This window comes from Acinetobacter amyesii (assembly GCF_023499985.1).
GTDB lineage: Bacteria > Pseudomonadota > Gammaproteobacteria > Pseudomonadales > Moraxellaceae > Acinetobacter > Acinetobacter amyesii.
On record NZ_JAMCOU010000013.1, the window covers coordinates 199372 to 226004 of the forward strand.

Here is a 26633-nt window from a genome sequence, read left to right on the forward strand (position 1 = left end):
TTTCAATCATCCTCTTTACGCAATGCCTTAATTAACTCTGGTAATTTCCATGTAAGAATACAAAGTAGTGCAAAGATTAAAATGTACACTAACATTCCATTTGATAAACCTGATGCCATATTGATCAATCCTGTAATTGCTGTGATATAATCTGCCATAAGTTGTTTCTCCTCTTACTTTTGTCGGTGGGTTGAGATTTAAAAAGCTCATGATTTGCGGTCATGGGCTTTTTGCTTTTCTAGGCCACTATATCGGCCCAAGCTCACACTTAAATGTGGAACTATTTCCTAAAATTCAGGCATAAAAAAACCGCCAATGATGGCGGCTTCACTTTCCCTTTCACCTAGGACGGCTTTCAGGCACGATTTGAGCTGAAATTCTTCCCTAGATTCCTCTCTTATACGTGTAGCTCTATTTGCAGGCACAAAAAAACCACCTCGAAAGGTGGTTTAGAATATCTTAACAGTTCGCATAGTTTTTCTATAAAAACTAGGTGTTTGCACAACTATTCAGTGTGGTAAAAATTACCCCAAAACTGGTATTACTGTCAAGACTTTAAACTAAGACTTAATCAGGCTGCATTCCAATAAAGCCTTATAACCCAGCCCACCTTTATGCCAGTCATGCCGTTGCGCCAATTCAAATATAGGCATATAGACTTCCCGACCAACTATTTGTTTGGCGTCTTCCGCAGCAAAGGTGAAGTGGTCATGTATGCCATGCCCCATAGTCGGACTTATCTTGCGGATTGATCCGCCAAACTCTGCCCACCAATGATTCAGCCACAGCGCATGTCTTGCTAATGACTCTACATGTTTGGTATCAAACTGCTGTTTCTTATCTGCGTTGCTATATAAAGCAATTAGGTGATGCACATATTCCACTGCTACAGGAATGACATCAAATGGGATGTCTTCTAAATGCTGAACGTTGAATCTTTGATGAACCAGTTTGTAGGCATCGCTAAAGTTTAAATGTTTGGTTTTAGCCACGAGCATGTTTACGGCGTTGGTTAATGGCTCACGTTCTGATTTATGAGTTTTCGCCAAGATTTCCTTACGATGGAAATAGCAGTCTTCTAGTTGTTCGAATACGTCCCATGCTTGGTCTGTATCGAGCATTTTCGCGTGGCGGGCTGCACCGCGTTCTGTCCAAAGAATTAAGGTTCGGGTATTTTTACTTATTTCAACTGAGTGACTTAAAGTCACCCAGTCCTTAAAAGCTCTTAATTCGGGGCCTTCAAGTTTAAAAAAGTGCTTGTCTTGAATAAAACGCTCTTTATTTCGAGAATAATTTTGTTTGATGTTATCTGTATCAGAACCATACAAATCAGCAAGCATAGCTGAGGTAACAACTGGTATAGATTTAAAATTAATAACCGAAATTTGTTTGTTATTGATATTTGCAACAGTGTTCATAGTCTACCTCAAGGTAATAGCTGCAACTTTTTTGCGGCCTTATAAACACATTATGCAGTCAAATGACTGCATAATCAATAGAGCTAATTACTGCTCCTTTATTTCCGATAGCAATTCAATTGCTTGCCTTACCTCTGATTCACGTTGCTTGGCAATCTCAAATAATTGATCAATTGCCCATTGTGGCAATGTATCTCGCTTATGCCAACTTTGGACAGTCTGACGCGCAATGCTTTCTCCATCAGCATTTTTTAGTTCATTTGCAATCTGTGCTTGCCAAGATGAACCATACAAACGAGAACCTATTTGCTCAACTCTACTCACTATATGCTCGATCTCAAAATATAAATAGGCTTATAGGAATTCTATAAGTTTGGCTATAAATTATAGGCAATTATAGCCAAAATTATGCTTTTACCTATAATTTTATAGGCAAATTATGCTTTTATGCATATTTTTATAGTTGTTTATGCGTAAAAGCATAAGGAATATAAGTAGAGTTATTCTTTAAAGAATACAAAAGCACCCGAGGGTGCTATGCAAAAGAATGATCGATAACACATTTATCGGTTTTCATCATGAGCTTTGTACTATACTTAGTAGCAAAGAGATCTTTCTTTTTCTTTGCCTTGGTATCATCAGCTCTAGGACACTTTTTCGCTACAATAATTGCTTCTTTTTTAAAACCATTGATTTGTTTTTTGCACAATCCTATTGTCTTTTCAATTTGGTCATAAGCATCATCCACATTCCCACCTTTAAGCTCAACTAATAGAATCTTTTTTTGTTTCCCATCTGCCGACTCAATCGTGAAAATATAATCACATTTTGATTCTGAGTTTCCATTCGGATATGCACATCCATCTAGTTTTATAATGCAAATATGTGATCCATCTTTATTTTTAATGGTTAATTTTCTACCATTCTCTTGTTCGGTACAAAATATTGCTTGTGTATTACAGATACATTTCCCACAAGTACACTTATGCCACAATGAAAACATTTCCACTACCCAAATTAAAATTTACGTTTAATACATTAACCTAGTTTACAATCTACAAACTTATCGTACATATCATTAATTATTGTAGAAGCACTATCTAAAACATTAGAATCAATAAAAACACCATCCTCATCCATTAAAGATAATGAATTACCATCAACCAGAGTAAATGCATTAACTTCATCCGTATTAATTGGTCTAGCCCCACCTGTTATCTCGATATATTGATCTATATTAATTTTACCCTCTTTAATCAATTTCGATCCATATAAGAAATTATTTAGTATAGAAAGCAAATATGGGCTATGTGTTGTAATAAAAAAACTAAAACTTGGAAAATCCATATTTCCAAAATATGTTAATAAAGACATAATTTTTGCCTGAGATTCGGGAAATAAATGTGCCTCAGGTTCTTCAATAAACATAGAACTTCCACCTAAAGCTGCACAATACTTTAACATTACAATCAATGGTAAGGCTTCTTGTTGACCAGATGACAGGTTGTTTAAACTTGTATTTTTTCCATTTATATTTAAAAATTCTTCATCACCAGTGAAGACATACTTTCCTTTTAGAATACTTTTCTCAAAGGACTCGAATTCCTCATTTTCTAAAAAATCTGGAATTTTAAAATGATTATAATATAATTTTTTCGCAAAATCATAATCATTAGCAAATTGATTTAGTATAAAATCAGAAGCAAAAATATTTGAACCCTTTGCAGTCATTCCTGAGAGCATAGAGTATATACTTCGTGAAGATGGCAAAAAAATAGTTTCCCTTTTATTATCTAAGTCGCACTCAGAAATCAATTTACTTATTCTTTCATAAATATAATCCTGAAAATTACTTATTGTTTTTTTACTATCTATATTACTTTGAGAATCTAACCTCCCACCCCTTCCATTTTTCCAAAAAAACAATATTTCATTTAAAGTCTCATCGATTTCATTCTGAAATTTTCTAGAAAAATTTACTTCCAATGTTTCCTTATTTTTATTTAAATTAATAAAAAAATCATTCAACTGGTACTCAATACTAAAAGAATCACTAGACCAATATCTTTCAGGAAAAATAGATGCAAATCTATTAATAATAATGTTATTTAGCTCAGACTTATCCTTACAATCATTAATAGATTCATTTATTAATTCAGGAACTGAATAAATAAAATATAAAAGTTTCGCAAGAATACTTTTCCCACTAGCCTGTGGTCCTAAAAGAAAATTATATTTTTTAATTTCTATGTCTACATCTTTTAAAAGAAGGAAGTTTTTTACAACAAGCCTTTCCATAAGAATCCTATAACTACAAAATTGCACGTTTGAGTTCAAATTCTACAGTAAATTAAAACGGATTTACATGAACTATTTCCTATTCCCAACAACCTTCTTCTTTTAAGCACCCCAAGTCACTTTCATCATCTTCAAATTTAGATTAAAATTCACTAATGTTCTCACTTATTCCGTTTAAATCTGTGGGAAACAAAAAAGCCAAGAACTGCAATTCTTGGCTTTTTGCTATTTGTTCAATGCAAAACGCCATGAGCTAATTAAAGGTCATGGCGTGTTCAGGTTTGTTGTGTAATAACGGCTAGTTTTTTAAAGCTCTTAAGGTATAAACCATCACCCCCTCAACCATCTCTATCGAAACCACTTCGAAAGCCATTCCCAAAGGTAACAAAACCCCTTCACCAGCATTCAGCTTTTCAAGATCAATCCCCAGGCCACTCGCATTCTCAATCTGAATCATGATGTTTGACTGACCTGCCAAAAGCATTGGTGCATCCAAAGTCACCACCTTGCCTACTTCGAGTGAAGCTGCGTAAGCCAGTGTGGTTGTGCCAGTAATAACGTCTGAGGTGTTTTTAGCTACAACATGAATCGCTTCCATATCCTGAACCAACCATTGCTTAAGCACTTGGTCAGCCTTGGATGAGGTTTTGCTATTCAAATAGCCTGTAATGACCTGGTCATTGCCTTGTACGTAATCCAAGAAAGTACGAATAGCACTTGGTCGAATCGAAGGATCTAATGGAATCACTGTATTGGCCACCGTATCGAATAAGTCCCGAGTCTTATCATCCATAGGAGCAAATAAACTCGTAAGCTTTTTCGATGCAGTCCATTCAGCCTTGATAACTTCTTTCTGCTCGAATAGGTATTCCTTATCTAGTACTGACACATTGATCTTTTTATCAACCAACGCTTCCAGATCACCAAATTGCAAAGGATGCGATGACCAGTCCAATGCCTCAGCAACTTCTGGCAACTTATCCTCCGGGGTAATACCGTATTTGAGTGCCTGAGCCTCTGTGAGTGCGATAACAGTACAGCGGCAACGGAATCCTAATGGCGGATAATGTGTCAGCCAAAATGGGTGATCAATCGGCAATACAATTCGATTCAATGCCAAATGTGCTGGGCGTACACGACTATCATCGATAGCCGAATACATCAGGTAAGGACGTTTGGCTTTATTTCGATTCTGCTGCTGCCATCGTCCATGACCATAAGCACTTTGGATATTGGTACGAAATACGGTATCTAGATAATGCTTAGGTAGAATAATCTCTGATTCTGCAATGAGTTTTTGAAAGTCGTTGAATGTGCCGCCATTGGCCAAAGTCTTATTTAGTGACTTAATCACTGTCTCAACTTGCTCAAGACTCGACAAGAAACTCACCGTAGTAGCCATCTGCCTAGTCTTTAAGTCCATTGAGTAAAACTCATCAGGTAGCACAATCTTTTTCTCATGCGCGTACTGGAGCGCCTCAAGGAACGTGACTGGTTGCATCTATTTCCCCTTAGCGGCTGTCGCATACCCCAATACATCTGCCGCATATAAAGCTTGATCTAAATTGGCTTTAAACTGAGATTCAGATACAGACGGAATCAACTGCATTAAATTGAATGCCAGGCCTTCGGGACTATCCGACTCCGCGACGAGTTGCTTAATCTGCTCATTGTTTAAAAGCTGCAAGTCAGCTTGGCCATCAGTTAATTCCTCAACTTCTTGCTGTTCAGCTGAAAGTTTATTGGCCTGGGCTTTAAAACTAAATGCGCGTTTAGGTATAGCTGAGAATTGTGTATTTGGAAGAGATTGGATTATCTCAGCAATATCACCATCCTGAAGCCCATACTCTCGCTGAAAATATTGTGGCGTTAGGTTTGCACCGGCATTTTTAAGGTGTGCATCCCGCTCAGCTTGATCCTTATTGAGTGGTTTAGGTTTTTCGCCGAGCATTACTTCATACTCACCCCAGCCATTTAAAGTGCATAGCGCATTCACCACAGCTTGCAAAGTAGGCGTAACTAATCGAATGTCAGATTTGAGTTTATCCATCCTTACATTTTCATGGACTTGACCTAATGCTCTGCTACCCACACCATCAGTTCCACTGGTGAGCGTTTGACCCAATATAACTTTTTGAATCTGTCGTACGAGTTGATTGTTAAAGGACTCAAACGCGGCTCCCGCGGTACCACTTGCACCAGATGTACCCAATACTTGAACATCGTCTTCAGCATCGATCGACAATACACTTTGAGCATGAGCATTTAATAATGCTCTATTCATGTCTTCAGTTTCAGTATCTTTACATTTGCCTAAAAGAATTGGCGTACCAAAACGCTCTAAGAATTTAGCCCAAAATTTGAATCCATTCTGCTTAAAGAAAAATAGCCAATACAGTGTTGCTAGCAATGCTTTTCCATAAGGTTGTTCATATGAAGCTTTACGACGCGTTAAGAAGAATTTAAATACTTGATCGACCTCCTGCTCATTAGCAGTCCCTTCCTGACGGTAAATTAGTCGACCATCATTTTTAGGTTCAAACCATTGCATTGGCTTTTCACCAATCCATTCCAGGCCGATGTAACCCTCTGGTTTAAGTTCATAAACAGCTTCTTGAACCGAATAGCCAAAAAACAAGGCATTCAAAGAACCGGCTGCAATCTCATGAAACCATTCTTTGAGAACAAGTGTTAATTTTTCGGCCTCATCTGTATCACTTGGCTCAACTCTTAGCGGTGTAGCCAGTAGTGCATCTATGCGAGTCTCAACGGCCTGGGCAACTTCATCATCATCTAGCAATACTCGTAATCTATGACGTGTAATGCCAGCCTTACGAAGCACCTCATCGGTATCTGGTTGCTTGCCAAAATTAACTAAAAAACGCGTTACCGCTTCTTGAGTGTATAGGTTGCCAAGAGACAAAGCCTTCTTTGACGCTTTGTCTTTTTTAGACTTTGCCATGTGTTTTCCTTATCAATAAGTTCGACTACCTGCACCAGCAGGTTTTTTGCTGCTTCGACCCTTAATCAATGGCTGTAAGCCATAGCGAATACCATCCATATGATGGTTGTTGAGATCCAAAATATCCGGCAGTACATCACCTGCACGATTGACCTTGTATGAATACAACTTGAACTCTCTAGCTGTTTCAGGGCAATCAGGGTGAATAATGATTTGCTTGAATTTCTTCATATACGTCACACCGTCTTCTACAGATCCAGGCCATTTATCTGCTGCCTTAATCTTGAAACCTTGGCGTCTCATATAGCTAATAGTTTCAGGTCGCGAATTATCAGCTCTGATTTCGTGAGTACGTACACCCGGCACTTCATCAAAAAGATTCGGAAGATGATCAATTTCACAACCCACTTGATGAGCTTCATTACGTATATAGAGAATATCGTCATGAATAAAAATACGGTTTAGTGTTGTTGGATCCTGAGAAAAACCCCAGTCTGATCCGTAATAAACCTCTGTCCAATCTTCATCTGGTTCAAACTCATCAATTACATATCTTCCCGAGAAGATAATGGCCTGGCTAAATTCAAGGTAAGCACCATGCCAAACATGCTCAAACATAGGCCATGCATTTTCATCACCTGCAGCCTGCATACGAATGGCACGTTTACGATCTTCCTCGTATTCGTCCAACAGTGTTTGCGGAGCAAATGGGTTGTTGTTGATGTTTACTTCAATAACGATGGAGTCTTCAGGTGCAAACTCACCACGTAGAAAATCATCTATAGGGTCGTCTTTCGATTCGGGGTTCCATGTCGCCCAAATTTGTGACCCCTCAGCACGCATTGTTGGACGTAATAGTCTGAGGGATTTTGCTGAAAGCCTATTAGCTTCTTCAATCCAAGCTATCTTAAAACCCTCAAGGGATTTGATTGAATCAGCTGTGTGGTCTTGCATACCCTGAAAAAGAATTACTCCCTCACCACCCTTTCGCTTGATTAGGTCACGTTGCACATCAAACAGATGTGATACGCCTAGAGCCTTGATCTTGTCCTCAATAAGCTGCTTACTTGAGTACTTAATCGATTTCTGAATCTCACGAATACATACAGCGCGAAGATCTTTATCAATGACGCATTCCTCTACCAGCTGCTCACCTACAAAATGTGACTTACCTGATCCACGCCCCCCATGAGCACCCTTATATCGTGCTGTCTTAAACCAAGGTTTTGACCAACGTGGAGTTTTGATTCTAAGCTCCACAGTGGAATCCTTCTAATCTATAAACTCTCGAATAACTTTGATTTCCAAGTCAGCACCATCTTTACCAGTGTGCTCCTGACGAATTGTCCTGCCATCAGTTTCTTGATGTGCAAGCTTTAATAACTTTTGTTTTGCGACTTTGTTCTTACCAGAGTCGTCATACATCTTTTGGATTTCTTTCAAGCGGTAGAACTTGTTCGCAATTGGAATATCGATTAATCCAGCATCAAAATCCTCACGGGTTTTCTCAAATAATTGGACGTATTTCTTGCTCAGGTTTTTCCCACGTCGCTTGGTTGGATCGTACAAAGCCACCTGAGATCGATCGAGAATCAGGTCAAACTCTTGCTTCACAAGATCCGCGACTTCTTGAGGGGTGTCACGGCAAGCAAGAGACTGAATTATAAAAATTTTAACAGGCTCTTTAAGTGTTGCCATAAATTCCTCTTTGTGTCGCTACGTGTCGCAAGATAGGCAAAAAAAAGAGCCTTTCGGCTCAGTTAATCACACAGTTTCCGCAACACGCTGCAATGTTTGTCTCCGATACAAATGGAGCATTTTTAGCAATATCCAATAATCGTTGTAATGAGCTATCGATTCCGTGCTGACGTATTTCACCAAAGAAAACTTCAACATCATGGCCAGCCAAATAATGCTTCGGTAAGCCAGTCATATCGCTATAAATGATCTCACCATCTTCATCTCGTTCTACACCAATGTGATATAGCTCGTGTTCAATCAAACGGCAGAATTCACGATCAGAGGTTTGCTCACAAAATGCAGCATCAATTGTGATTAAGTACTGAGGCACAAAGCCGAACCAGTCTCGCATTTGTTGTTCTTGACGAGCTTTCTTCCATCCACCTTGGTTAAACATCACTTTTTCACATTGACCGAGTACCATGCGCTTTTTGGCCATAGCCGCTGAAGATGCCCATGCAAATGCCAAAAACTCTTCATTATCGTGAATCAGCTCAGCGATATGATCATGGTCTGGGTTGTGAAGTTGGCCACCCATAGTTAGATAATTATCTTTCACCCAAGCCAGTAATTCTTGTGCTGGTGCAAGACGTATAGCGTCTTCTTCCTCAGCCTGATCCATAAGTTCAGTCGGTGGGAATGGTCTAATCTGTTCCATGTGATGCCTTTAATTGTCTTAACCAGGCCGTTGCACGCTCCATATTGATATCTGCAAGTTCAAATCTGTGAAATCGATATCCCATTTCTTCTGCATGGTCATAACGATCAACACTCCAAGCCTTCGTTGCAAGTTTGCCTTTGCGACCTCCAGACCATGGACCAGTTGCTATTTCAATTAGCATGCGATGTTCAATGAGGTGTAAGTCAAAACGCCAATGCTTGGTGCTTTTGAAATGAAAGTATTCCTCATACTTCATTTCCATGCAGTCTAATATTTCTTTTAGACGGTCGAATGCTTCTAAGTATTTTTCACTGGCTTTTGGTAATGGCCTCGTACGGGTTTTCTTTTTGGGGGGAATCTTTTTGGTTAGAGTTTTATATGCGTCAGGTTCCATACAATTCACAAAATTGTAACTTTATATTTCAGTTATATAACTTTAATTTATACATTCAATTAAATACATTCCAGTACTTGGTTTTTTGTTTCCTTAAATCAGACTCTTACAGTGGAAATTTGCAATAAAATAAATAAAAATATTCTATTGCAAATCAATAGCATAATTTTGTGAATTATTGCTTTAGTAAAAAAATTCAGTGAAACTAGTGCTTATCAGTTAAACAAATAAAGGGCTTTAATTTATGTCTAAAACCTTGGTGCATCAAATAGGAGTGTGCGAATGAAGCTAAGCTTCAAGTGTGAACTTGAATTAAATTTTGAACAAAAAAAAGATCAAGTATTAGAGGGAGATGTCGCCAAACAATTACCCCTCTATCTTGATCTAGCTCCCTTAGCATTGCACTTGCTTACACAAAATCAATCGATTGAGTGTTCGCCTATAGGAGTTGTGTTTATCCTATTACATTTATTAATGTGATACCACAGGGGTTAAGTTAAGATTTTTAAAGTTGTTCGTGTAAACGGGCAACTTTCCTATACTCATCTGCGATGAATAATTGTAGGGAGTAAAATTAACCCAATAAATTAGCGTTTTTGATTAACGTATTATTTTCAATTCAAACATACAATGCTTCACGCAAGTTCTTAATCCGCTCTTTCAACTTAATCATGATGCCGTCTATTGCTAGCATCTCATTTCGTGTCAATCCAGTTCGACTTAGGTTCTGATACTTTGACAGCTCAGCACTGCAAAAATCTAAGTCTTGTTTTGCTTGTACTTTGTCTGTCATAGGTACCACCAATAAGAAAAGAAAAACCCCTCAACATCTAGAATGCGAGGGGTTTTTGTGTACCGTAATACGTTCGGCAAATTTTAAAGAAATGGTTTTATAATATTATGATAAAACTCTTTACCAAATTTAGATGGCATGTATCTTGTAATCTTAGCTTGTGGATTACTTTCATCAGCTGAGTCACTGGCAAACAACCCCTCTTGAATCTCAAACATTAGGCCAAGGCTTTCCATTAAAGAATACACCCCACCTTTAAAAATTTTTTCATCAGGGTTTTCATACACCGCTTGAAGTTTTTTAAATAGGTAAAAGTTTAAGTTTTTTGAGACATGGCAATAATTAAAATATGTTGTCTCATCTATTTCTCCTAGCGCCAATAAGTAATGTGCTCGTCCAATCATTTTAGCAGCCAATGGCATTTCAATTTTGTTTAACACCAAAATTGCTTGTTCGCCAAATTCCTGAATTTTTTTCTTTGAATACTTATCATAAAATTTGATTTTTTGTTCAGGAGTCAACCTTGTTAATTCATTAGAAAATTTTTCAAAGGCCCTGCTAAATAAATGATCATTTAAAACTATCGCACATTTAGCAATAGAGATACCAAACCCATACGCCCCAACCTCTTCCAAACTGGAGGGAACTACCAGTCCTAATACATCAAGATTTTCACCTTTGATATTTTGATCTAATACTTTCTCAGCTAATGAGCTCACTTCATTTACTATGTTCTTCATTCTTATCATGTTCTAAAAGTTGGTTAATAAATGCATGATAAAAAATCAAAATATCTTATTCAACCTCTTTCAAACAACTACGACAAACCTTTATCTCATAACCATCAATCGTGTGATCAATTTCAACCGCACCATGAAAGCCGAATATGCATTAAAAAAAATGCAGTCCAATTTTCTTCAACTTACATACCCCTTGCATAAAATAGGCGCCTAGGCGCTTCAAACATTTGTAACAGCACTACTATTAAATTTATTTACTTCTTAATTGAGTAATCTTCATTTCTACAGTTGGATTACTTTCAATTCCTAAATCACTACGTAACAATTTAGCAAATTCGAATACTGCTGATTCTAAATCGCGACTTGAAGCCAAATGATGGCTATTAAAATAAAAATTTGAAACTGATGTCTGATACGAAATTAATTCTTTTTCAAGTTCATACAATTCAAGTCTAATTTCTGACGTTGTTATTAAATTGACTTTATTAATACAACCCAGTAATTCAATATATTTATCCAAATGCTGATACCAATCCTCTCTTGAATCATTTTTATTATCTGGCCGTAGAATTATCGAGGACGTCAAAAATCTTGTATAAGAATCTGTTAAAGCAATATATTGGTCTCTTTTAGATTCAGCTACTTTTTCTAATTTTATTTCATCCACGGTGTTTTTTGCAGCAATCTTAATAGAAATAATCAAAGCAAGTGCTCCAATCAAAGCTCCTGCAAACCCTAAAAGCCCCTGTATATATGCAGCATCTAAAGTTGCTCTTATTTCATCCATGAAATCAAAACTCAAATGTAATTAAAGCCCACCATTTGGCGAGCTTTTAAACTTAGTGAATTACTATAACTTCGTCCACTATAGCAGAATTTATCATAATCCCATTTAAATGCAAGTTTTCTACATACTATAAAATACTAAAACTTGATAATTTGATACGGTCTCATCCGTGTCATTTAGGGATCTAGGAATATTTAATACTTGAACAACATTAAAATTTGGAAATTTCTTTAACCAAGCGTCAATCCTTAACTGCAGATCAACCACTGTATCCCCTTCAAATGATTCAACTCTCTGCACCTGATGTCTTCCTAATCTTTAAAAGTGTTAATACTTTGCCTAGTAATTAATCTATTCTCAAGCGTTTATCATGTCCAGCAGCGTAATATTTCCCTGCAAATATCATATTATTAATTGAGCTACGACTTAACGTAAATTCATCATCAAGCTGATCTAGTGTTAAACCCCGTATCATTTTCTGAAAATATAACTCGACAGCAACTTTCCCTGAATTACAAATGCGTTTAGAAGTTCGAATATCTTCAAGCATTTTTTCAATCTGTACAGCTTCAAATTCACTAATTTGGAGATAAACAAACTTACCATAACTACCGCGACCATGAGGATCATTTTCACGTACAAGCCAATGAATTTGATTAATTTCCAAACGATCTGGCGCATCTCCACCTCGCATTCTGCATTGTGAAATATATGCACCATACTGCTTCAACCACTCATCTACAGTGAATTTTGACCAATCCATTACTTCTAGCTTTGCCGCTGCATTCATCCCAAATCCCCTACCATTTTCTCAATCTGCTGAATTGCTAAACCTGACTTCACTTGCTCTGTACTAAACCGTATGACTTGATAACCCAGCATTGTTGCTGCGTTATATTTCTCCATATCACCGATATATCCTTTACCCGTTGTATGCCTTCCACCACTCCAAATACCACCTTCAACCTCAATTAAAATCATTCTTCCCTTTAGATGGAAATCAGCTCTCCATTTACGGCTCGGGTGAAACTTAAACTCTTGCTCGAAATCTAACTTTAATGCTTTAAGCCCCAGTGCCAGTTTCAATTCAAACTCATTCGGTACCTTTTGACTTTTAACCTTAGGTCTTTTGCTACCTCGTTTAGGTTTGGCACCACCGATCATTTGTTTATATTCAGCAATTGAGTAGCTGGTCACTACTTAACCCCAAATAACTGCTTTGTTTTGTTAGTAGCTGTATAAGCACGTTCTACTTGCTTGCCATTACTATGCAGATACCCTGCTTCTACAAGTTTCTTAAGATGTAAATTTAATTGGCAACGGCCCCAATCAGTCACGTTTTCCTCAAGCTCTAAAGCAGTCACCTCACCAGTAGAAAATGCGATGTATACAAGTACGTTTTTAATCTCTTCAAATTTTTTAACGAATGAGGTGTTCATGAAGCACCTCCCAATACACGATTAAACCCATTCGCCATCATTGACTGATATTCACTTGGGTTTTCAAATGGATCTGGCCATTCGTTTTGAATCACTGCCTTCGCTTTATTTGCCTCTAATTTTTGTGGCTTTGGCACATGGCGATTTCGAATATTCATTTTTGCTTTCAAGTTCGCCAACTGTTGTTGAGCTTCATCATTCGCAACCGGCACATGTTTTTTCTCAGATTCACTCCAGGCCAAACTTGGTCGTTCTTGATACCACTCTTGAAGCCGCCCCTTGATCTGAGCTTCCAACACATAGGCCTCATACAAGCGAATAAATTCTTCTTTAGCTCGGTACATTTCACCATCATTGATGAGAAGCATGACTTGATCTAATGCGAACTTGGCCAAGGTTGTAATGTCTCGATATTGAGAACTTCCATCTGCCAAAATAACTGGTTTAGGCTTCGTAATTTTTGTGTACTCACATGCTTTGATCCAAGCTTTTTGAGCATTCCACCAATCTTCGCCAATACAGATTGTTCGGAAGTCAGCAAAGCTAGGCATGTATTTATTTCCACTGGTACTCAACAAGAGCAAACCACGTTGAAATTGTTCTGTTGTCACCCCAATCATGGCCTTAGCAACTCGGTCTTCAACGACCTGCATTGGGATTGAGTTCTTACCCTCTGCTGGGAAGTTTTTATTGAACTGCGATGCGTAGAGTGTTCTAAGGGTTGCAATCAGCTCATGCACATCATCACGACAAACCAAGTGATTCATCTCAATATCCTCCCATCAAAGCATAATCTTCTGGCGTCACATCGATGATGCTCGATCCACCTTGTTGATCAAAAGACTGAGCGAAATAACTCGGCTCCTGAATTCCAGTCTGGTCTTGATGCAAATTTTGCTGTTTTGGAGGGAAAACGCCTTGGTAGTTTCCAATGATTGAGTTTTCCAAGGATTGGTCTGCTAAAGATCCGTATGACTCGAGTTTTTTCAAAATGAGTTTTACAGCGTTTTCAGTGAGTGGTTTTTTAGAAGCTGTTCGCATATCCACAAATTGATTCCATAAATCCTGATTTACCAATCTTGGTAATTCACATGATTTCGGGTCATATGATTTTTGAGTTTCAACTTTTGGTTTTTCAGTCGAAGATTGTTCTGAAACACGGGATCTTTTTTTATTTATTTTTTTATTTTGATTAGTGTCTTTTGATAGTGTTTTTTGTGTGTAAAAATTTTTTACTAGCAATGGTAAAAATTCTTTACTAGTGGGGTAAAATTTTTTTACTAGCAGTGGTAAAGAATCTTTACTAGCAACGGCTGCTTTTTCACCTAGTAAAAATTTTTTACTAGGGAATTTTACAGTCCAACCAACACTTGTTTCGTCACCAAGTTTGAAGGTATTTCCATAAATCGTGCTTGGTAATTCAACCAGCAAGCCGACGTTAATCAGCTCGTTTTTTGCCTTGATGACTGTTGGACGGCTCTTACCCGTAATTTCCTCTAACTGGCTTAGTGATATCGAATCCATCACTTTGTTCCATCCACGTGTTTTACGGCACACCACAAGATAAATCTTGCATGCAGCGTCCGATATTTGGTTAAGCACTTCGTCCACAAATGCGTTAGGCACTTGAAAGCTATTGGGCGTAAATTGGCTCATTTTGAGTTCACCCCTTCATTAATCTGTATAAAGCGTCCAAACATCAAAATCATTTCTGAACGCTGTAAGCTTGAGATAATTTCACCGGCATACCAGGCCGAGATCCGATGTTCATTGGTGAGCATTTCGATAAACTCATCACGTGTGACTGCAGCATTGGCTTCGTCACGATTGATTTTGCGTAAGTTGGCCTTACGGATATCCAATAAACCATTAAGCGTGCGTAGTGCTGGGTCATACCAACTCTGAACGCCTTGCAGGTGTTTATGCTCAGGCTGCTTTTTGATTGCCTTGTTGGTGATCATGAAACCTCCGCAAGCGCTTGTTCAGCAGCAGTCAAACGACGTTTGGCCAAGACTTCTGCAACTGTTGCCGGTCGCACTAAATGGCTCAGTGCAAAGTTGTGATTTCCATCCAGTAACACACCATCACTTTGTACTTTGTGTACGGTCATCAAGTGGTCTGGTTTGATTGGATCAGTGAAGACCACGACGTCGCCATTAAGAAACCCTTCGTTTGCCATGTCATTGTTTTGTGGTATATTTGGTTTCATATTCATTTGTGATTTGCCTCATAAATTGAATTGGAAGCCTGATGTTCGAGATCAGGCTTTTTTATTGCTCGACACATTTGTTTATTTGCATTTCTAGCTCTGCCAAGATCTCGTGCAGCATGTGAATGACCTTTGACATATCAATCGCTTCGCCACGCGTAATTCGGCCATCTGCCATCATTTCTTTGAATAGCGTGTAGATATCCCCGCCGCCCATTCCAAAACTCAGAACTAAGTCCGTCAGCGCTGTATCTCGACATTCGGGAATATTCGGCAAGTTAATGGCCACTTTTCCGTGATGAGCATTCAGTCTTTGTAGGATTCGGTAATCCCCTGTCAGCTCCATAAGTTTTGAAGCCTCAAGTAAGGTAATGTGGTGTGTTTCCGTATTTGGATTCACCTTACTGTTCAGTACCGCTGGGCTTTTAATGCCCATTCGTGGCGCCAATGCATTCGCTCCACCTTGGTAGTCGTGAACAGTGTTGTAAGCAGCATCCAATATGTTCATATCGGTATCCTTTGAACGTGGTTATTGGAGGGCTGGGTTATTACTATTTTTAGTAGAAGAACGCTTTATAGGAATTTGCCCTTTTGCTAAATCACGAATTTGATATTCACGCATTAGAGGAATCTTTGTTTCAGGCCATTGGCTAATAGCCTGAGAACTTATTTCTAACTTCAAAGCCAAATCCGCGACATTACATTTCAAAAGCTTTAGAGCTTCTTGTTTTGTCATTAATTTTACTCACAAAGGTAACTTTTCTTACCTTATTAAACAGCATAAAACTTACCTAGTCAAATGGTAAGATTCCTTACATTGAATATGGGCTTAAATTATGGAAACTCTTGGTACACGCCTAAAAGCATTAAGAAAAACAAAAAAAATAACTCAGCAACAACTTGCTGATGCAATCGGCGTATCTAAAACTTCTGTAATATATTGGGAGAAAGATGACAACCTCCCTAAACATGAAAGCTTGATGGCTTTATCAAAAGCACTAGCGGTATCGCCTGATTTTTTGCTTAGCGGTAAGGCACTTGGTGGTTTGGAGTCAAATACTTCTGTGCCATTCCCACTTGCAGGCCGATTAGTACCAGTTATTTCATGGGTACAAGCCGGTGCATGGACTACTGTTGATTCTGTTCCTGCAGGCACACAGTTTGAGGAATGGTTACCGCCAAATCCTAAATGTGGAAAGAATGGCTATGGTTTGGAAGTAGTTGGAGAGTCAATGCTCCCTGACTTTCGGCCTGGCGATAAAATTTATGTAAATCCTGACTTTCAAATAACAGATTTAAAAACAGGTGATTTAGTTATTGTTTCTTGCCAAGGCGATAGTGAAGCGACTTTTAAGAAGCTTATTGTTGAAAGCGGAAATATGTATTTGCAGCCTTTGAATCCCGACTGGCCAGAGAAAACCATTGCGTTAGAAGATGGTTGCAAGTTGGTTGGTAAGGTTGTTGGGTTGTATAGGGATGTTTAAATTTTTAAAAAAATTTAATTAATTAATCAAATTCTTATCTTATTTAAAAAAGGCAACCAGGGAATCAATGATGAAATTCAATGGCTTATTGAGAGAATTTCAATGAAAAAATTATCTAATAAAGATCGATTAAGAATTAAATTACATAATTTAAAATTACTTAAAACTAAATCGATATTTGATCCCAATGTGCGAACATATCATTTGGCTATGCCTGCAAGCATTTCACTATTTAACAATAAATTTAGAGGTAATGTTCTAAGTATTATTAATAAAATGCGCAGTAAAAATAAAGAAAAAAAACCTTGTTTTATTGACTTTAAAAAAGTTGATACTTTGATGCCAGATGGAACAATTCATTTTTTTCATCAATTAGATAAGTATTCTAATTTATCTTTAACAGGCAGAGCTTCCAACTCCAATATAGTTAAAGGAATGTTAAGCAAATTAGGTATTCATCAAAGAATGAAACTTCCTTCATTTGAGTACAAACATTTATATGTTGATCGATGGTATACGATGACAGGTGTTACCGCTGATTTTGGTGATGAATTTGTTGAGATACAAGATGCGTTACAAGAAGTTTTAAAAAATGAAGATTCAGAATTTATTGTAAGTACTGCTATATCTGAAGCAGTATCAAATGTTGTACATCATGGTTATGATGAGCACGATAAGTATAAAAAATGGGTTTTGTTTGTTGGTATAAGTAATGAAAGATGCGACATAATTATATCCGATTTAGGCAAAACAATTCCTAAAACAGCCCCAAAAACACTAGGTGAAAGATTTCAAGAGGCAATAAATTTCAAGTGGATTGAAAAATCTGACGCTGACCGGATTGAATTTGCAGCCTCATGGCGACAAAGCTCAACAAATGATTCACATAGAGGTAAGGGATTTGATAATATCATACAAGTTAAAGAAGTAAGAGATAATACAATTGTACATATCTTAAGTAGAAAAGGTGCTTGGTCAACAACTTCTGGCAAAAAATCCTACTCTGAAGCTGTAGATGGCACTATTGTATATTGGAGTATTCCTATTAAATCCTCTTTATCTGCTCTTGTGTAATTATTCTAGGTGAAAATTGAATGTCAATCATAATTAATGTTGGTGAGGAATTTTATCCTAGACCTGCTGGTCGTTTTTATACAGATGGAAGTCATTCTGGACAAAGATTCCGTGAAGAAATGCTTTTGCCTGCTATACAGAAATTAAAGGCTAATGAAAAATTAATTGTGGATTTTTCTTTAGTGACAATGGCTGGTTCTTCTTTTTTAGAGGAAAGCTTTGGTGGTTTGATTCGTAAAAAGAAAATAACTAAAGAATCTCTTTTAGACATTCTTGAAATTATTACAAAACGAAAAATCATCAAGGATAGGATTTATGAGTATATTAACGATGCTAAGCCAGATTGATGGCAAATTACTTTTTGCAATTTTTGGCTTTCTCTTCGCGCTCATAAGTTTCTTTTATAAAAATCATGAAACAAATCAGTTAAGAGTGTTGAAAAGTATTTCTGACAACATTAAAGAGATAAATAAAATATGCATAGATGTTTTTGCAAAAAAAACGATTGATGAAAGTATTTATCATAAAATTTCTATGCATTTAGACCTAGTTCTTTTGGATGTTAAAACATTTCCAACTGGTAAGTTTTATAATTGCAAAACTTGTATTTCTGAAAATAGAGATATTGTGAATGCACTTGTTGAGGACTATAAAGATTTAATTTTTGAGGATACCCCTATTGAAAATAAATCTATCGATATAGGTGAATACGAAAACTCAGAAAAAAGAATGGTAGAAATAATTCAAAAATCAGTTCAAATACTTGAAAAGCTAGAAGGATATATGACTTAATTTATTCAAAAACATGTATTACTATTAAAAATCAGGCCTGTGATTACAGGCCTATTGTTATTTTATTCTTCATCATCTACCAATGCATAATCTTTCTGCTTTAACTCCATTTCTTCAATGGTATCCTCCATTTCTCTCTGCTCATCATCTGGCATGAGTTCAATTTTTAACGACTCTCTATATTGCATAGCTTCGGCTTTCAAGGTGAATTTAGCTTGAATACCCAACTCATCTAAATAGTCTTTAACACATGTTAAAGAAGTTCTAAAAAACTCCTTCTTGTAATTAACTTTATTGACACGCTCATGATTGAAATGATGATGGAGTTTTTTCTCAAGCGAAGGTGCATCTTCACTATAAATCATTGCATGCACATCAAATGTAAATGGAACTGAAGCATCACCCAATTCTCTTATACGGTCTAAAGGCTCAAGGCGTCTAGTCATTCCAAGCTTTAAAACGTCATCACCAAAAGACCCAATATTTGAAATTACATATACGTGTCCGGCTCTTGTTTGTTGAGCCATTGATAATGCTCGCTGGTTTTTATCCTCAGCATTTTTGAGTTTTTCCATTAACTCCTGCATTTTAAAGTCAAATTTAGCTTTCTCATCATCAGAGGCTAGATCAAACTCTTTTTTTGCCTTTTCATAAGCTTTCTTAAGTAATTGTTCTTCTTTTTCAGCATCTTTTATTGCTCGCTCATATTCTTTTCTTGCCTTCTCTTCCTCTCGAATTTGCTCACGAATCTCTCTCTGTTCCTCACGCTCTCTTTCTTTAAATTCAAGCACTAATGCAGCCCACTTTAGTTCTTCAACCCTTAATGCAAGATATGAGGGATTAATTCTGGCGTTTCTAAATGCCTGTCCATAATTATTTAGAAGTAAATAATCATCTTTTAAGGCCTCAATCAATTTACCAACATTGTCGTGTCTTAAGCGTGATACATGTACATCAGCCTTACTATTAAAAGCATTTGTTATAAAGGCTATAGCTGTTGATTTTCTATTCTCTTCGACATAATCACACTCAGCAACAACACATTGCTTGATTGCGGTTTTGATTTCTAGTTTTATCGTCTTTAATCTTTGTGCCGCATCAAGATGCTCATACCCATCAATCAGATCTTCTAATATCGCCTGATTCGGTAATAGGTATTCATCACTGTAGCCTTGTATTTTATTTTCAAGAGCGTTACAGATTTTATTTAACTCCATAGTTTTTTGGGCTAAATTGTAATAATCACCAAGTATATTTTGAGCTTGCTGCTCCGTGTTAAGTAGAGTTTTTTGGGAATGCTCATCTAAGAATAATTCTACATTTTTAATTTTTTCTTTAATTTGGCGCTTAAAAGCTTCAGCTTCAGACACAATAGCTCTTTTGTAAGCTTCATGTGATTTTAAATTGGATTCATATTCTTGCTGCCATTTAAGTTTTGCATCACTTATATCATTTGCACATTTTTCTTTTTCAGATGCTATATGTGCAACAACATCAACAATACCTTGATATTTTTCTAATTCACTTAATCGCTTACCTAGTATCTCTTGTTGATTCAAAAACCCACTAATTTGTCTGTAATCACTGCTAGCTTGAGCTTCAAGTTTGCTAATCTTTATAGATAAATTTTTATTCTTATCTGTTAGATCAACTTCATTTAATTTTAACTCTTTATTCTTTGTGTAAAAGAAATAAACTACACCACCTAAAGCTATTAATAGCAATAAAAGAAAAAATTCCATAGATATATCTATTATTCAAAATTTAACCAATTTTCAAATATTATCCCCCTATTTTCAAGCAATTAGAGTATGTTTTTATTTAGTATTTTAAAAAATATCTTTTATCCACAAATAATTCAAAAATGAGCTAAAAGTAACTTTAATTACCAAACACTCTTGACTATAAAGGTAAGTTATCTTACCTTTGTCTCACAGACAACAAAAAAGCACATCGATCTTCGAACCCCGATGTGCTTTGCAAACTGCGAGATAAGTATGAACAAAACCTTAACCCCTTTCAATAGCCTCAAGGTAACACTTGTCGCTGCAACCGTAACAATCGGTGCTTTAGCATTCGCCTACAAGCCTGAAATTCACAAAGCACCTACTCAGCACAACACCATTCCTGAGTTCACCGCAGTCGCTGCAATGGACATTTCTGGTGAACACTCAGGTACAGCTGTTATCCGTTTAGATAACTTCACCCTAGACGTAAGCTTTGACTTTGAACCATTTGAAGACAGCTACGGCGTACCCGGTAGTGAATTTGATACGGCTGAAATTACCCAACTATCGGTAGATCACATCACCGATGAATACGGCAATCCTTTCCCCGACTTCACGGACTACAACGACCACCGCAACATCAATGAAATGTTGGTGCAGCACATGATTAAAAATCGTTTGTTGGGAGAAGTGTGATGACTATTAATATTATTCCAGCAGACCAAGCTCTAAATGTCAGTGCCATCATCACTTACATCTATGCGGATCCAGGCCTCGGTAAATCCTCTTTAGGCTTTACTGCAGATAAAGCTGTTTCATTTGACTTCGACCGTGGTGCTCATCGTACCGGTGAACTTCGTCGTGGTGCAGTAATTCCAGTTCAACAATGGGCTGACGTTGCAGGTCTTACAACTCAAGACTTAGCACCTTACAACACTGTTGTCATTGATACAGTAGGCGCGATGCTTGAATGCATTAAAACTCACCTACTACTTCATCCAAACAACCGGCAGAAAGATGGCGCTTTAAAACTAAAAGCCCAAGGCTTGGCCAATCAAACTTTCAAGCAGTATGTGAATACCCTAATCAGCATGGGTAAGGATGTTGTCTTTATTGCTCACGCCTCTGAGGATCAAAATAATGATCAGATCATTTACCGTCCTGACTTGGGTGGTAAGAATAGAAATGAGCTGTACCGTATCGCAGATATGATGGGTTATATGACTACTGTCACTACTGGTGAAGGTAAAAATGCTCGTGTCATCAACTTTAAACCATCTCCCACTCACCATGCAAAAAACTCAGGTGCTCTTGGAGGAGAAACTGGTGAAGTTTGGGTACCTGACTTAAAAACAGAACCGATGTTTTTAGCACAATTAATTTCAGCAGCTAAGGCACACATCAATACATTAACCCCTGCGCAATTGGCTTCTGCTAAAGCACTTGAAGACTTGGAAAACTGGAAACAAAGCTGTGATGAAGCTCTATATGCCAGTGACCTAAACCAGTTAACTGAGTCCCTTGATAAGAGTCATATGTATTACCAAAACATGCGCCAAGCCATGCTACTCAAAGCCAAAGAACTAAATTGTACCTTTGATAAGCATAAAGAAACTTGGATGAGTTCACCTGAATTTAATGGCATATCAGATGCGCAACGTGATGATCTATTGGCCTTCATCGATGAGCGTGGATTAGATACAAAAACTGTATGCGAACATCTAGGTATAGATTCGCTGATGCAGATCGATGTATCTAAAATTCAAGAAGTAAAACAGGAAATAGATCAAATTGCTAAAGCGGGAGTAAATTCATGATTATCTTAAACGGACAAGAAGCATTTGCTGCCATGGCTGCAGGTCAAAACATTGAATGTCGTCATACTGGATCTGATCTAGATTTTGATGGTATTCGTAATTTCCCTGCGACTGTATTTTTTGACCCTGATCATGAATTCCGTATTGCTGTCGTATATATGACCATTGGTACCATGCAAGTTCCAGAAGCCATATCCGAAGCACCAGCAAAAGGCACACCATGTTTTTCTCCATCACTTTTAACTTCTGAGTTAAGCAAGTCGTTTAAATGGAAGAACTCAGCATCTGACTTAGAGTTACTGACTCGCGGCTTAGTGCATCTTTATGATGAAAATGCAGTTACTCACGCTCATGCATTGATTTCAGTGAGTGGTGGAACTTTAAATAAAGAGGAACCTGCCTCTGATACATCATTTCCTTGGGAAAATGAACCGGCTACAGAAGCTGAAAATAGCCAAATTCAAACATCAAATGATGTTGAAGAAAAGGCATCTGAGCAATCTGCAGTTGAAGAGATTGAAACAGATCCAGTGAAACTGGTTGAAAAGTTCACTATGCAAATTAATGCATGTACCACCAACGAAGCAGTCTTAGCATTACGTCCGGTGTTCATGGCAAATGGTCATTTAGAACGTAAACACACTCTGCACCTATGTAAGTTAACTGAGGATAAGCTGCTTGAACTAGATCCTGAGCAATATACACCTAAGCCAGAACATACGACTGACAACTTAAGTGTAGAAGAACTCAAACGTTTGCAGGTTGAGGCCGAAAAGTTAGTAGCGGAAAATAAGTTAGCTAGTGAATCAACAGATGATGAATATCAAAATCTTTTGAAAGATTTAATAACCAGTGCAACAAATGCTCAAACACCTAAAGAAGCTACCGTCCTTACCGGTTATACACGCAACTGGACTGAAGCACAGCGCAAACCATTACTAGATGCTATTCATAAGCGCCTACGTGAGCTTGCACCTGCAGAATCTGAGATTAAAACTCCACCTTCACTTATGGTTCAGATTCAGAATGCACCTGACTTAACTGCATTGGATGCCTTGGAAATTGATGTTTCTGCACGTAGTCCTGAAATACAACCTAAGTTAATGGACTACGTTAAAAAGCGTCGCTTCGAGCTTGAGAATCAAGCAAGTGAGGTGAGCTCATGATTTGTCCTAAATCATTAGTCCCGGCCTTCACAATGTTTTTAGCAAGTGATGGATATCAATGCGTAATTAATAAAATTGTTGGTGAAGCTGTTTTCACTAAAGCAAATAAACCTGGTTTGAAGATTGATAATGCGGGAAACATGAATGGTGCTGCTCAAAAGCGTTATGAGCTTTTTCTTAAATTATGGCTAAAGAATGGCAAAGAATTTATTCTTCGCCTTCAAGCCCAGGCCCTTATTTTAAAGGTGGCGTGATGGATCCCAACGGCGAAGATACAGATATAGGACATGAATGTATTTCTAAGGATTTTCTTGAATCAGTGAAACAAATTTTAAAGGAGGTGTCTTGATGGGATTATATATTTCAACGCCTGATTTGTTGAAGCGCTACGGTATTACCAAAGGCACTTTGATCAATTGGCGTGATAAACAGGATTTTCCAGAACCATTGATCAAAGCACATGGGCGCTCATGTAGTCGCTATGGCATCAAGGCTGTAGATGCTTGGGAAAGAAGTAAAGGGTTGCTTGAGTCATTAGAAATACAGCCTTTAATATCGAAACGCTCGTGATTGTTCAATATGGTGCAGAGTTTATGGAACCACTTCTCATAAGCCTGCGCCTGTTCATCCATGTATTCATGTAAATCATAGGTTCCCCATACAGCAGGTAACCCATGACCCAGCATAATTTCACAAATATGCGGTGGCGCTAATTCGGATATATGTGTTCTCATCGTCCTGCGCAAATCATGCATAGTCCAATGCTGCATCTCTACATCAAATCGCTTACGCACATTGTCATTCACATATGGTGGAATTGTTGTTTGAAAGCTTTTTGAAAGCTTCGTATATGCTTTACCTTTTAAGTTTGGAAAAGCATATTCACAGCTATCAGGCGACAGTGAAAAAACATACTTAATGAATGGCACAATTTGTGGAATGAGGGGTCGGATAATCGGCTTGTGGGTACGGTCCCCCATCTTGTGATTCTCTGGTGGTACGTGCCAAATCATTTCCTGAAAATCAAAGTCAGATTTCTTGGCCAGCCTCAATTCTGATACACGGCAGCCAAAGAACAGTAGCATAATAATAATGGCTTTGTTTTTTGGTGATATGGCATTGGATCTCAGAGAAGAATGCACCACCCAGAATATTTCCTGTTCTGAAAGATAACGGGAACGCTTCACTTTCTTTACGTTTAAATCAGCTGCTTTAAGATGCTGAATAGGCTGATTCATTAATTTCCCGTGTACACACCCCCAGCGCATAATCATTTTGAGATTACCAAGTATTTTCACTGCTACCGTTTTAGCACCATCTGTAATTTCAAATAATAGCGTTGACCATTCTTGTAGGGTGACATCGTCACAAATTCTACGACCTATACGTGGATAAACGTGAATTTCAAATGCCCTTAAATCATATTCTTTTGAGACTTTATTTACGGCAATTGTATTAAACCAGAGGTCACATATTTCTTTGACGGTCAGCTGCTTCAGATAGTCGCTTTCCCCTTTTAGCTTAAGTTGCATTGGGTCCTTGCCTTGATCTAGCTCAATTTTATATTTATGAACCTGAGCACGAGCATCTTTTAGACCTAATAATGGGTATGTACCTAGATCTAGTCTTTTGGCTTGACCACCAAAACGATAGCGATATTGAAAAACGACTTTTCCCTTTGGGGATATTCTGACGGACAAACCATCTCTATCTGTTACAACTTCGACTTTTTCTCGCGGTTTCCCATTATTTGATTTTAGCCAACTATCACTTAAAGACATTTAAATTTTCCAGTCCAAATACTTTATACTCTGTACATATTCAAGCAGAGCAAAAATATGTACACACATATGTACATATTTTTTCTTGAAAGGTAAATAACTTTGTTAAACTTTGAAATTATTTGATCATCGTTAATAAACGCGAAAGTTGAGCAATTTCATTGAATCTAAAGCTTTTCTAAATGCTTTGTTAAACTTTGAAAATCTTTGGAGAATCTTGAATGCAAAAACCGACTATAATTTTCGATATGGACGGTACTTTACTCGATCTTGCTTATGATGATTTTATCTGGAATGAGCTGCTGCCAATTCGCTATGCTGAACAGCATCAGTGCTCACTCGAACAAAGCAAGCAAACGCTATTTAGTTTTTATCAACAGCATAATCATACCCTAAAATGGTACTCCTCTCGCTTTTGGACGTCACAAGTTGGCGTTGATGTTCTGGAAATGCAGATAGAACAAAAAGCCAAAGTAGCCAAACGCGAAGGCTGTATTGAGCTGCTTACCTATCTTAAAGAAAATGGCTATCCTATTTGGCTTGCGACCAATGCCGACTATGCAGGCCTACAATTCAAACTCAAAGAAACCGGTCTTCGTGATTTTTTCGATGTTATCGTCAGTTCAGAAACTCTCGGTCATGCCAAAGAGTTTATTGAGTTTTGGCAAATATTAGCAAGTAAACATCCCTTCGATGCAAAAAACTGTTACTTCATTGATGACACAGAAAAAGTGCTTAATGGTGCAAAACTTTTTGGGATTGAACAGCTCTATTCGATTCAGCAGCCTTCATCTGCCAAAGCGCCTCGCGAGACTTGCAATTATCCAATGCTGTCCGCATTAACAGATTTAATCCCTATTTTAGAAGCTCAAATGACTGAGCAAGCCGAGGAACAGAAAAAATATGCGTAAATCAAATCTAGCCGAAGATGCGGTTGGTATGCGTATAGACAAATGGTTGTGGGCTGCACGTTTTTTTAAAACACGCTCTATTGCCAAAAATGCGATTGAAGGCGGTAAAGTTCATCATAATGGCGAACGCGTTAAAGTCTCTCGTGAAGTTCGTGTAGGCATGGAATTAACCATTGCACAAGGCCTTGAGAAAAAAACCGTGGTGGTGAAAGCACTGTCGGATGTTCGTGGGCCTGCCCCAACCGCTCAGCTGCTTTATGATGAAACTGAGGTCAGTATTGCAAAACGGGAATTGCTCGCATCACAAAGAAAGTTGCATAATCTAGCTCGGCCAGATCATCGACCAAGTAAAAAAGATCGTCGAGATATTGGTAAATTTAAAAGAGAAAATGATCAACAGTTTGACCAGCAATGGTCTTATAATGATGATTAAGTTAAAG

36 protein-coding genes are annotated in these 26633 nt (G+C 37.6%); 11 read left to right on the forward strand and 25 right to left on the reverse strand.

Features of this window, described 5'->3' with window-relative positions:
- Window positions 1-2 precede the first annotated feature (2 nt).
- The 23 genes from M5F03_RS02420 to M5F03_RS02530 form a co-directional block, all read right to left on the reverse strand.
- Entirely contained in the window at window positions 3-158 is a 156-nt protein-coding gene (locus M5F03_RS02420; protein WP_249706341.1) for a hypothetical protein, read from the reverse strand.
- A gap of 402 nt (window positions 159-560) precedes the next feature.
- The gene (locus M5F03_RS02425; protein ID WP_249706342.1) at window positions 561-1418 is read right to left on the reverse strand and encodes an ORF6N domain-containing protein; all 858 of its coding nucleotides are present in this window, start codon (window positions 1416-1418) and stop codon (window positions 561-563) included.
- 87 nt (window positions 1419-1505) lie between these two features.
- Complete coding sequence (locus M5F03_RS02430) at window positions 1506-1742, reverse strand: hypothetical protein (RefSeq protein WP_249706343.1); 237 nt, start codon at window positions 1740-1742, stop codon at window positions 1506-1508.
- A 211-nt stretch (window positions 1743-1953) separates the two neighbouring features.
- Window positions 1954-2421: a hypothetical protein gene (locus M5F03_RS02435; RefSeq protein ID WP_249706344.1), complete on the reverse strand. Its 468-nt coding sequence runs from the start codon at window positions 2419-2421 to the stop codon at window positions 1954-1956.
- Window positions 2422-2456: 35 nt separating this feature from the next.
- Window positions 2457-3716 (reverse strand): AAA family ATPase, encoded by a 1260-nt coding sequence (locus tag M5F03_RS02440; protein ID WP_249706346.1) that lies wholly within the window; start codon window positions 3714-3716, stop codon window positions 2457-2459.
- 298 nt (window positions 3717-4014) lie between these two features.
- A complete protein-coding gene (locus M5F03_RS02445; RefSeq protein ID WP_249706348.1) occupies window positions 4015-5217 on the reverse strand; it encodes a phage head morphogenesis protein in 1203 nt (400 codons plus the stop codon).
- Window positions 5218-6678: a phage portal protein family protein gene (locus M5F03_RS02450; protein WP_249706350.1), complete on the reverse strand. Its 1461-nt coding sequence runs from the start codon at window positions 6676-6678 to the stop codon at window positions 5218-5220.
- 12 nt (window positions 6679-6690) lie between these two features.
- Window positions 6691-7938 carry a PBSX family phage terminase large subunit gene (locus tag M5F03_RS02455; protein WP_249706351.1) on the reverse strand — a complete coding sequence of 416 codons (1248 nt, stop codon included), beginning with the start codon at window positions 7936-7938 and terminating at the stop codon, window positions 6691-6693.
- 12 nt (window positions 7939-7950) lie between these two features.
- The gene (locus tag M5F03_RS02460) at window positions 7951-8376 is read right to left on the reverse strand and encodes a DUF2280 domain-containing protein (protein ID WP_168377682.1); all 426 of its coding nucleotides are present in this window, start codon (window positions 8374-8376) and stop codon (window positions 7951-7953) included.
- A 58-nt stretch (window positions 8377-8434) separates the two neighbouring features.
- On the reverse strand, window positions 8435-9076 hold the full coding sequence (locus M5F03_RS02465) for a putative metallopeptidase (RefSeq protein ID WP_249706353.1): 642 nt from the start codon (window positions 9074-9076) through the stop codon (window positions 8435-8437).
- Complete coding sequence (locus M5F03_RS02470; protein WP_249706355.1) at window positions 9063-9473, reverse strand: hypothetical protein; 411 nt, start codon at window positions 9471-9473, stop codon at window positions 9063-9065. The genes M5F03_RS02465 and M5F03_RS02470 overlap by 14 nt, the downstream gene beginning before the upstream one ends.
- A gap of 619 nt (window positions 9474-10092) precedes the next feature.
- On the reverse strand, window positions 10093-10266 hold the full coding sequence (locus M5F03_RS02475; RefSeq protein ID WP_249706357.1) for a hypothetical protein: 174 nt from the start codon (window positions 10264-10266) through the stop codon (window positions 10093-10095).
- Window positions 10267-10349: 83 nt separating this feature from the next.
- Window positions 10350-11006 carry a hypothetical protein gene (locus M5F03_RS02480; protein WP_249706360.1) on the reverse strand — a complete coding sequence of 219 codons (657 nt, stop codon included), beginning with the start codon at window positions 11004-11006 and terminating at the stop codon, window positions 10350-10352.
- A 250-nt stretch (window positions 11007-11256) separates the two neighbouring features.
- Window positions 11257-11793 carry a hypothetical protein gene (locus M5F03_RS02485; RefSeq protein ID WP_249706362.1) on the reverse strand — a complete coding sequence of 179 codons (537 nt, stop codon included), beginning with the start codon at window positions 11791-11793 and terminating at the stop codon, window positions 11257-11259.
- 346 nt (window positions 11794-12139) lie between these two features.
- The gene (locus tag M5F03_RS02490) at window positions 12140-12583 is read right to left on the reverse strand and encodes a hypothetical protein (RefSeq protein ID WP_249706365.1); all 444 of its coding nucleotides are present in this window, start codon (window positions 12581-12583) and stop codon (window positions 12140-12142) included.
- Window positions 12580-12990, reverse strand: a complete 411-nt coding sequence (locus tag M5F03_RS02495; protein WP_249706367.1) for a putative endonuclease domain-containing protein — start codon at window positions 12988-12990, stop codon at window positions 12580-12582. Before M5F03_RS02495 ends, M5F03_RS02490 begins: the two co-directional genes overlap by 4 nt.
- Window positions 12990-13232, reverse strand: coding sequence for a hypothetical protein (locus M5F03_RS02500; protein WP_249706368.1), 243 nt, complete (start codon window positions 13230-13232; stop codon window positions 12990-12992). The genes M5F03_RS02495 and M5F03_RS02500 overlap by 1 nt, the downstream gene beginning before the upstream one ends.
- Entirely contained in the window at window positions 13229-13999 is a 771-nt protein-coding gene (locus M5F03_RS02505; protein WP_249706371.1) for a hypothetical protein, read from the reverse strand. The genes M5F03_RS02500 and M5F03_RS02505 overlap by 4 nt, the downstream gene beginning before the upstream one ends.
- A 1-nt stretch (window position 14000) precedes the next feature.
- Window positions 14001-14888, reverse strand: a complete 888-nt coding sequence (locus M5F03_RS02510; protein WP_249706373.1) for a phage replication initiator YdaU family protein — start codon at window positions 14886-14888, stop codon at window positions 14001-14003.
- Window positions 14885-15193: a hypothetical protein gene (locus M5F03_RS02515; RefSeq protein ID WP_249706374.1), complete on the reverse strand. Its 309-nt coding sequence runs from the start codon at window positions 15191-15193 to the stop codon at window positions 14885-14887. Before M5F03_RS02515 ends, M5F03_RS02510 begins: the two co-directional genes overlap by 4 nt.
- Window positions 15190-15447 (reverse strand): hypothetical protein, encoded by a 258-nt coding sequence (locus tag M5F03_RS02520; RefSeq protein WP_249706376.1) that lies wholly within the window; start codon window positions 15445-15447, stop codon window positions 15190-15192. The genes M5F03_RS02515 and M5F03_RS02520 overlap by 4 nt, the downstream gene beginning before the upstream one ends.
- Before the next feature lie 55 nt (window positions 15448-15502).
- Window positions 15503-15949 (reverse strand): phage regulatory CII family protein, encoded by a 447-nt coding sequence (locus tag M5F03_RS02525; protein WP_180073668.1) that lies wholly within the window; start codon window positions 15947-15949, stop codon window positions 15503-15505.
- 21 nt (window positions 15950-15970) lie between these two features.
- Entirely contained in the window at window positions 15971-16177 is a 207-nt protein-coding gene (locus M5F03_RS02530) for a Cro/CI family transcriptional regulator (protein WP_249706378.1), read from the reverse strand.
- Between the two features lie 100 nt (window positions 16178-16277).
- Between M5F03_RS02530 and M5F03_RS02535 the strand changes: the two genes are divergently transcribed.
- The 4 genes from M5F03_RS02535 (at window position 16278) to M5F03_RS02550 (ending at window position 18791) form a co-directional block, all read left to right on the forward strand.
- On the forward strand, window positions 16278-16925 hold the full coding sequence (locus tag M5F03_RS02535) for a LexA family protein (protein WP_249706380.1): 648 nt from the start codon (window positions 16278-16280) through the stop codon (window positions 16923-16925).
- Window positions 16926-17027: 102 nt separating this feature from the next.
- Window positions 17028-17999: an ATP-binding protein gene (locus M5F03_RS02540; RefSeq protein WP_249706382.1), complete on the forward strand. Its 972-nt coding sequence runs from the start codon at window positions 17028-17030 to the stop codon at window positions 17997-17999.
- A 20-nt stretch (window positions 18000-18019) separates the two neighbouring features.
- Window positions 18020-18346 carry an STAS-like domain-containing protein gene (locus tag M5F03_RS02545; RefSeq protein ID WP_249706385.1) on the forward strand — a complete coding sequence of 109 codons (327 nt, stop codon included), beginning with the start codon at window positions 18020-18022 and terminating at the stop codon, window positions 18344-18346.
- The gene (locus M5F03_RS02550) at window positions 18315-18791 is read left to right on the forward strand and encodes a hypothetical protein (RefSeq protein ID WP_249706386.1); all 477 of its coding nucleotides are present in this window, start codon (window positions 18315-18317) and stop codon (window positions 18789-18791) included. Before M5F03_RS02545 ends, M5F03_RS02550 begins: the two co-directional genes overlap by 32 nt.
- A 62-nt stretch (window positions 18792-18853) precedes the next feature.
- Here M5F03_RS02550 and M5F03_RS02555 read toward each other — a convergent pair whose 3' ends face one another.
- Entirely contained in the window at window positions 18854-20533 is a 1680-nt protein-coding gene (locus tag M5F03_RS02555) for an SNIPE associated domain-containing protein (protein WP_249706387.1), read from the reverse strand.
- 255 nt (window positions 20534-20788) lie between these two features.
- Here M5F03_RS02555 and M5F03_RS02560 point away from each other — a divergent pair, with 255 nt between their 5' ends.
- The 5 genes from M5F03_RS02560 to M5F03_RS02580 all read left to right on the forward strand — a co-directional run bounded on the left by M5F03_RS02560 (window position 20789) and on the right by M5F03_RS02580 (window position 24071).
- Window positions 20789-21214: a hypothetical protein gene (locus M5F03_RS02560; protein ID WP_249706390.1), complete on the forward strand. Its 426-nt coding sequence runs from the start codon at window positions 20789-20791 to the stop codon at window positions 21212-21214.
- On the forward strand, window positions 21214-22335 hold the full coding sequence (locus tag M5F03_RS02565) for an ATP-binding protein (RefSeq protein ID WP_249706392.1): 1122 nt from the start codon (window positions 21214-21216) through the stop codon (window positions 22333-22335). The genes M5F03_RS02560 and M5F03_RS02565 overlap by 1 nt, the downstream gene beginning before the upstream one ends.
- On the forward strand, window positions 22332-23501 hold the full coding sequence (locus M5F03_RS02570; RefSeq protein ID WP_249706394.1) for a hypothetical protein: 1170 nt from the start codon (window positions 22332-22334) through the stop codon (window positions 23499-23501). Before M5F03_RS02565 ends, M5F03_RS02570 begins: the two co-directional genes overlap by 4 nt.
- The gene (locus M5F03_RS02575; protein WP_180026396.1) at window positions 23498-23755 is read left to right on the forward strand and encodes a hypothetical protein; all 258 of its coding nucleotides are present in this window, start codon (window positions 23498-23500) and stop codon (window positions 23753-23755) included. The genes M5F03_RS02570 and M5F03_RS02575 overlap by 4 nt, the downstream gene beginning before the upstream one ends.
- A 94-nt stretch (window positions 23756-23849) precedes the next feature.
- The gene (locus M5F03_RS02580) at window positions 23850-24071 is read left to right on the forward strand and encodes a hypothetical protein (protein WP_168377601.1); all 222 of its coding nucleotides are present in this window, start codon (window positions 23850-23852) and stop codon (window positions 24069-24071) included.
- Here M5F03_RS02580 and M5F03_RS02585 read toward each other — a convergent pair.
- Window positions 23981-25282, reverse strand: a complete 1302-nt coding sequence (locus M5F03_RS02585) for a tyrosine-type recombinase/integrase (protein ID WP_249706396.1) — start codon at window positions 25280-25282, stop codon at window positions 23981-23983. The two genes, M5F03_RS02580 and M5F03_RS02585, sit on opposite strands and share 91 nt — an antisense overlap.
- A gap of 221 nt (window positions 25283-25503) precedes the next feature.
- Here M5F03_RS02585 and M5F03_RS02590 point away from each other — a divergent pair, with 221 nt between their 5' ends.
- Both M5F03_RS02590 and M5F03_RS02595 read left to right on the forward strand, forming a co-directional pair.
- Complete coding sequence (locus tag M5F03_RS02590; RefSeq protein ID WP_249706397.1) at window positions 25504-26193, forward strand: HAD-IA family hydrolase; 690 nt, start codon at window positions 25504-25506, stop codon at window positions 26191-26193.
- Window positions 26186-26626, forward strand: coding sequence for an RNA-binding S4 domain-containing protein (locus M5F03_RS02595; RefSeq protein WP_168377604.1), 441 nt, complete (start codon window positions 26186-26188; stop codon window positions 26624-26626). The genes M5F03_RS02590 and M5F03_RS02595 overlap by 8 nt, the downstream gene beginning before the upstream one ends.
- Window positions 26627-26633 lie beyond the last annotated feature (7 nt).

What these genes read in the sequence shown, in the direction of transcription:
- M5F03_RS02420 (WP_249706341.1), bottom strand. Translation starts at nt 158, where the DNA reads ATGGCAGATTATATCACAGCAATTACAGGATTGATCAATATGGCATCA.
- M5F03_RS02425 (WP_249706342.1), bottom strand. Translation starts at nt 1,418, where the DNA reads ATGAACACTGTTGCAAATATCAATAACAAACAAATTTCGGTTATTAAT.
- M5F03_RS02435 (WP_249706344.1), bottom strand. Translation starts at nt 2,421, where the DNA reads ATGTTTTCATTGTGGCATAAGTGTACTTGTGGGAAATGTATCTGTAAT.
- M5F03_RS02440 (WP_249706346.1), bottom strand. Translation starts at nt 3,716, where the DNA reads ATGGAAAGGCTTGTTGTAAAAAACTTCCTTCTTTTAAAAGATGTAGAC.
- M5F03_RS02445 (WP_249706348.1), bottom strand. Translation starts at nt 5,217, where the DNA reads ATGCAACCAGTCACGTTCCTTGAGGCGCTCCAGTACGCGCATGAGAAA.
- M5F03_RS02450 (WP_249706350.1), bottom strand. Translation starts at nt 6,678, where the DNA reads ATGGCAAAGTCTAAAAAAGACAAAGCGTCAAAGAAGGCTTTGTCTCTT.
- M5F03_RS02460 (WP_168377682.1), bottom strand. Translation starts at nt 8,376, where the DNA reads ATGGCAACACTTAAAGAGCCTGTTAAAATTTTTATAATTCAGTCTCTT.
- M5F03_RS02465 (WP_249706353.1), bottom strand. Translation starts at nt 9,076, where the DNA reads ATGGAACAGATTAGACCATTCCCACCGACTGAACTTATGGATCAGGCT.
- M5F03_RS02470 (WP_249706355.1), bottom strand. Translation starts at nt 9,473, where the DNA reads ATGGAACCTGACGCATATAAAACTCTAACCAAAAAGATTCCCCCCAAA.
- M5F03_RS02475 (WP_249706357.1), bottom strand. Translation starts at nt 10,266, where the DNA reads ATGACAGACAAAGTACAAGCAAAACAAGACTTAGATTTTTGCAGTGCT.
- M5F03_RS02480 (WP_249706360.1), bottom strand. Translation starts at nt 11,006, where the DNA reads ATGAAGAACATAGTAAATGAAGTGAGCTCATTAGCTGAGAAAGTATTA.
- M5F03_RS02485 (WP_249706362.1), bottom strand. Translation starts at nt 11,793, where the DNA reads ATGGATGAAATAAGAGCAACTTTAGATGCTGCATATATACAGGGGCTT.
- M5F03_RS02490 (WP_249706365.1), bottom strand. Translation starts at nt 12,583, where the DNA reads ATGAATGCAGCGGCAAAGCTAGAAGTAATGGATTGGTCAAAATTCACT.
- M5F03_RS02500 (WP_249706368.1), bottom strand. Translation starts at nt 13,232, where the DNA reads ATGAACACCTCATTCGTTAAAAAATTTGAAGAGATTAAAAACGTACTT.
- M5F03_RS02505 (WP_249706371.1), bottom strand. Translation starts at nt 13,999, where the DNA reads ATGAATCACTTGGTTTGTCGTGATGATGTGCATGAGCTGATTGCAACC.
- M5F03_RS02510 (WP_249706373.1), bottom strand. Translation starts at nt 14,888, where the DNA reads ATGAGCCAATTTACGCCCAATAGCTTTCAAGTGCCTAACGCATTTGTG.
- M5F03_RS02515 (WP_249706374.1), bottom strand. Translation starts at nt 15,193, where the DNA reads ATGATCACCAACAAGGCAATCAAAAAGCAGCCTGAGCATAAACACCTG.
- M5F03_RS02520 (WP_249706376.1), bottom strand. Translation starts at nt 15,447, where the DNA reads ATGAATATGAAACCAAATATACCACAAAACAATGACATGGCAAACGAA.
- M5F03_RS02525 (WP_180073668.1), bottom strand. Translation starts at nt 15,949, where the DNA reads ATGAACATATTGGATGCTGCTTACAACACTGTTCACGACTACCAAGGT.
- M5F03_RS02530 (WP_249706378.1), bottom strand. Translation starts at nt 16,177, where the DNA reads ATGACAAAACAAGAAGCTCTAAAGCTTTTGAAATGTAATGTCGCGGAT.
- M5F03_RS02535 (WP_249706380.1), top strand. Translation starts at nt 16,278, where the DNA reads ATGGAAACTCTTGGTACACGCCTAAAAGCATTAAGAAAAACAAAAAAA.
- M5F03_RS02540 (WP_249706382.1), top strand. Translation starts at nt 17,028, where the DNA reads ATGAAAAAATTATCTAATAAAGATCGATTAAGAATTAAATTACATAAT.
- M5F03_RS02545 (WP_249706385.1), top strand. Translation starts at nt 18,020, where the DNA reads ATGTCAATCATAATTAATGTTGGTGAGGAATTTTATCCTAGACCTGCT.
- M5F03_RS02550 (WP_249706386.1), top strand. Translation starts at nt 18,315, where the DNA reads ATGAGTATATTAACGATGCTAAGCCAGATTGATGGCAAATTACTTTTT.
- M5F03_RS02555 (WP_249706387.1), bottom strand. Translation starts at nt 20,533, where the DNA reads ATGGAATTTTTTCTTTTATTGCTATTAATAGCTTTAGGTGGTGTAGTT.
- M5F03_RS02560 (WP_249706390.1), top strand. Translation starts at nt 20,789, where the DNA reads ATGAACAAAACCTTAACCCCTTTCAATAGCCTCAAGGTAACACTTGTC.
- M5F03_RS02565 (WP_249706392.1), top strand. Translation starts at nt 21,214, where the DNA reads ATGACTATTAATATTATTCCAGCAGACCAAGCTCTAAATGTCAGTGCC.
- M5F03_RS02570 (WP_249706394.1), top strand. Translation starts at nt 22,332, where the DNA reads ATGATTATCTTAAACGGACAAGAAGCATTTGCTGCCATGGCTGCAGGT.
- M5F03_RS02575 (WP_180026396.1), top strand. Translation starts at nt 23,498, where the DNA reads ATGATTTGTCCTAAATCATTAGTCCCGGCCTTCACAATGTTTTTAGCA.
- M5F03_RS02580 (WP_168377601.1), top strand. Translation starts at nt 23,850, where the DNA reads ATGGGATTATATATTTCAACGCCTGATTTGTTGAAGCGCTACGGTATT.
- M5F03_RS02585 (WP_249706396.1), bottom strand. Translation starts at nt 25,282, where the DNA reads ATGTCTTTAAGTGATAGTTGGCTAAAATCAAATAATGGGAAACCGCGA.
- M5F03_RS02590 (WP_249706397.1), top strand. Translation starts at nt 25,504, where the DNA reads ATGCAAAAACCGACTATAATTTTCGATATGGACGGTACTTTACTCGAT.
- M5F03_RS02595 (WP_168377604.1), top strand. Translation starts at nt 26,186, where the DNA reads ATGCGTAAATCAAATCTAGCCGAAGATGCGGTTGGTATGCGTATAGAC.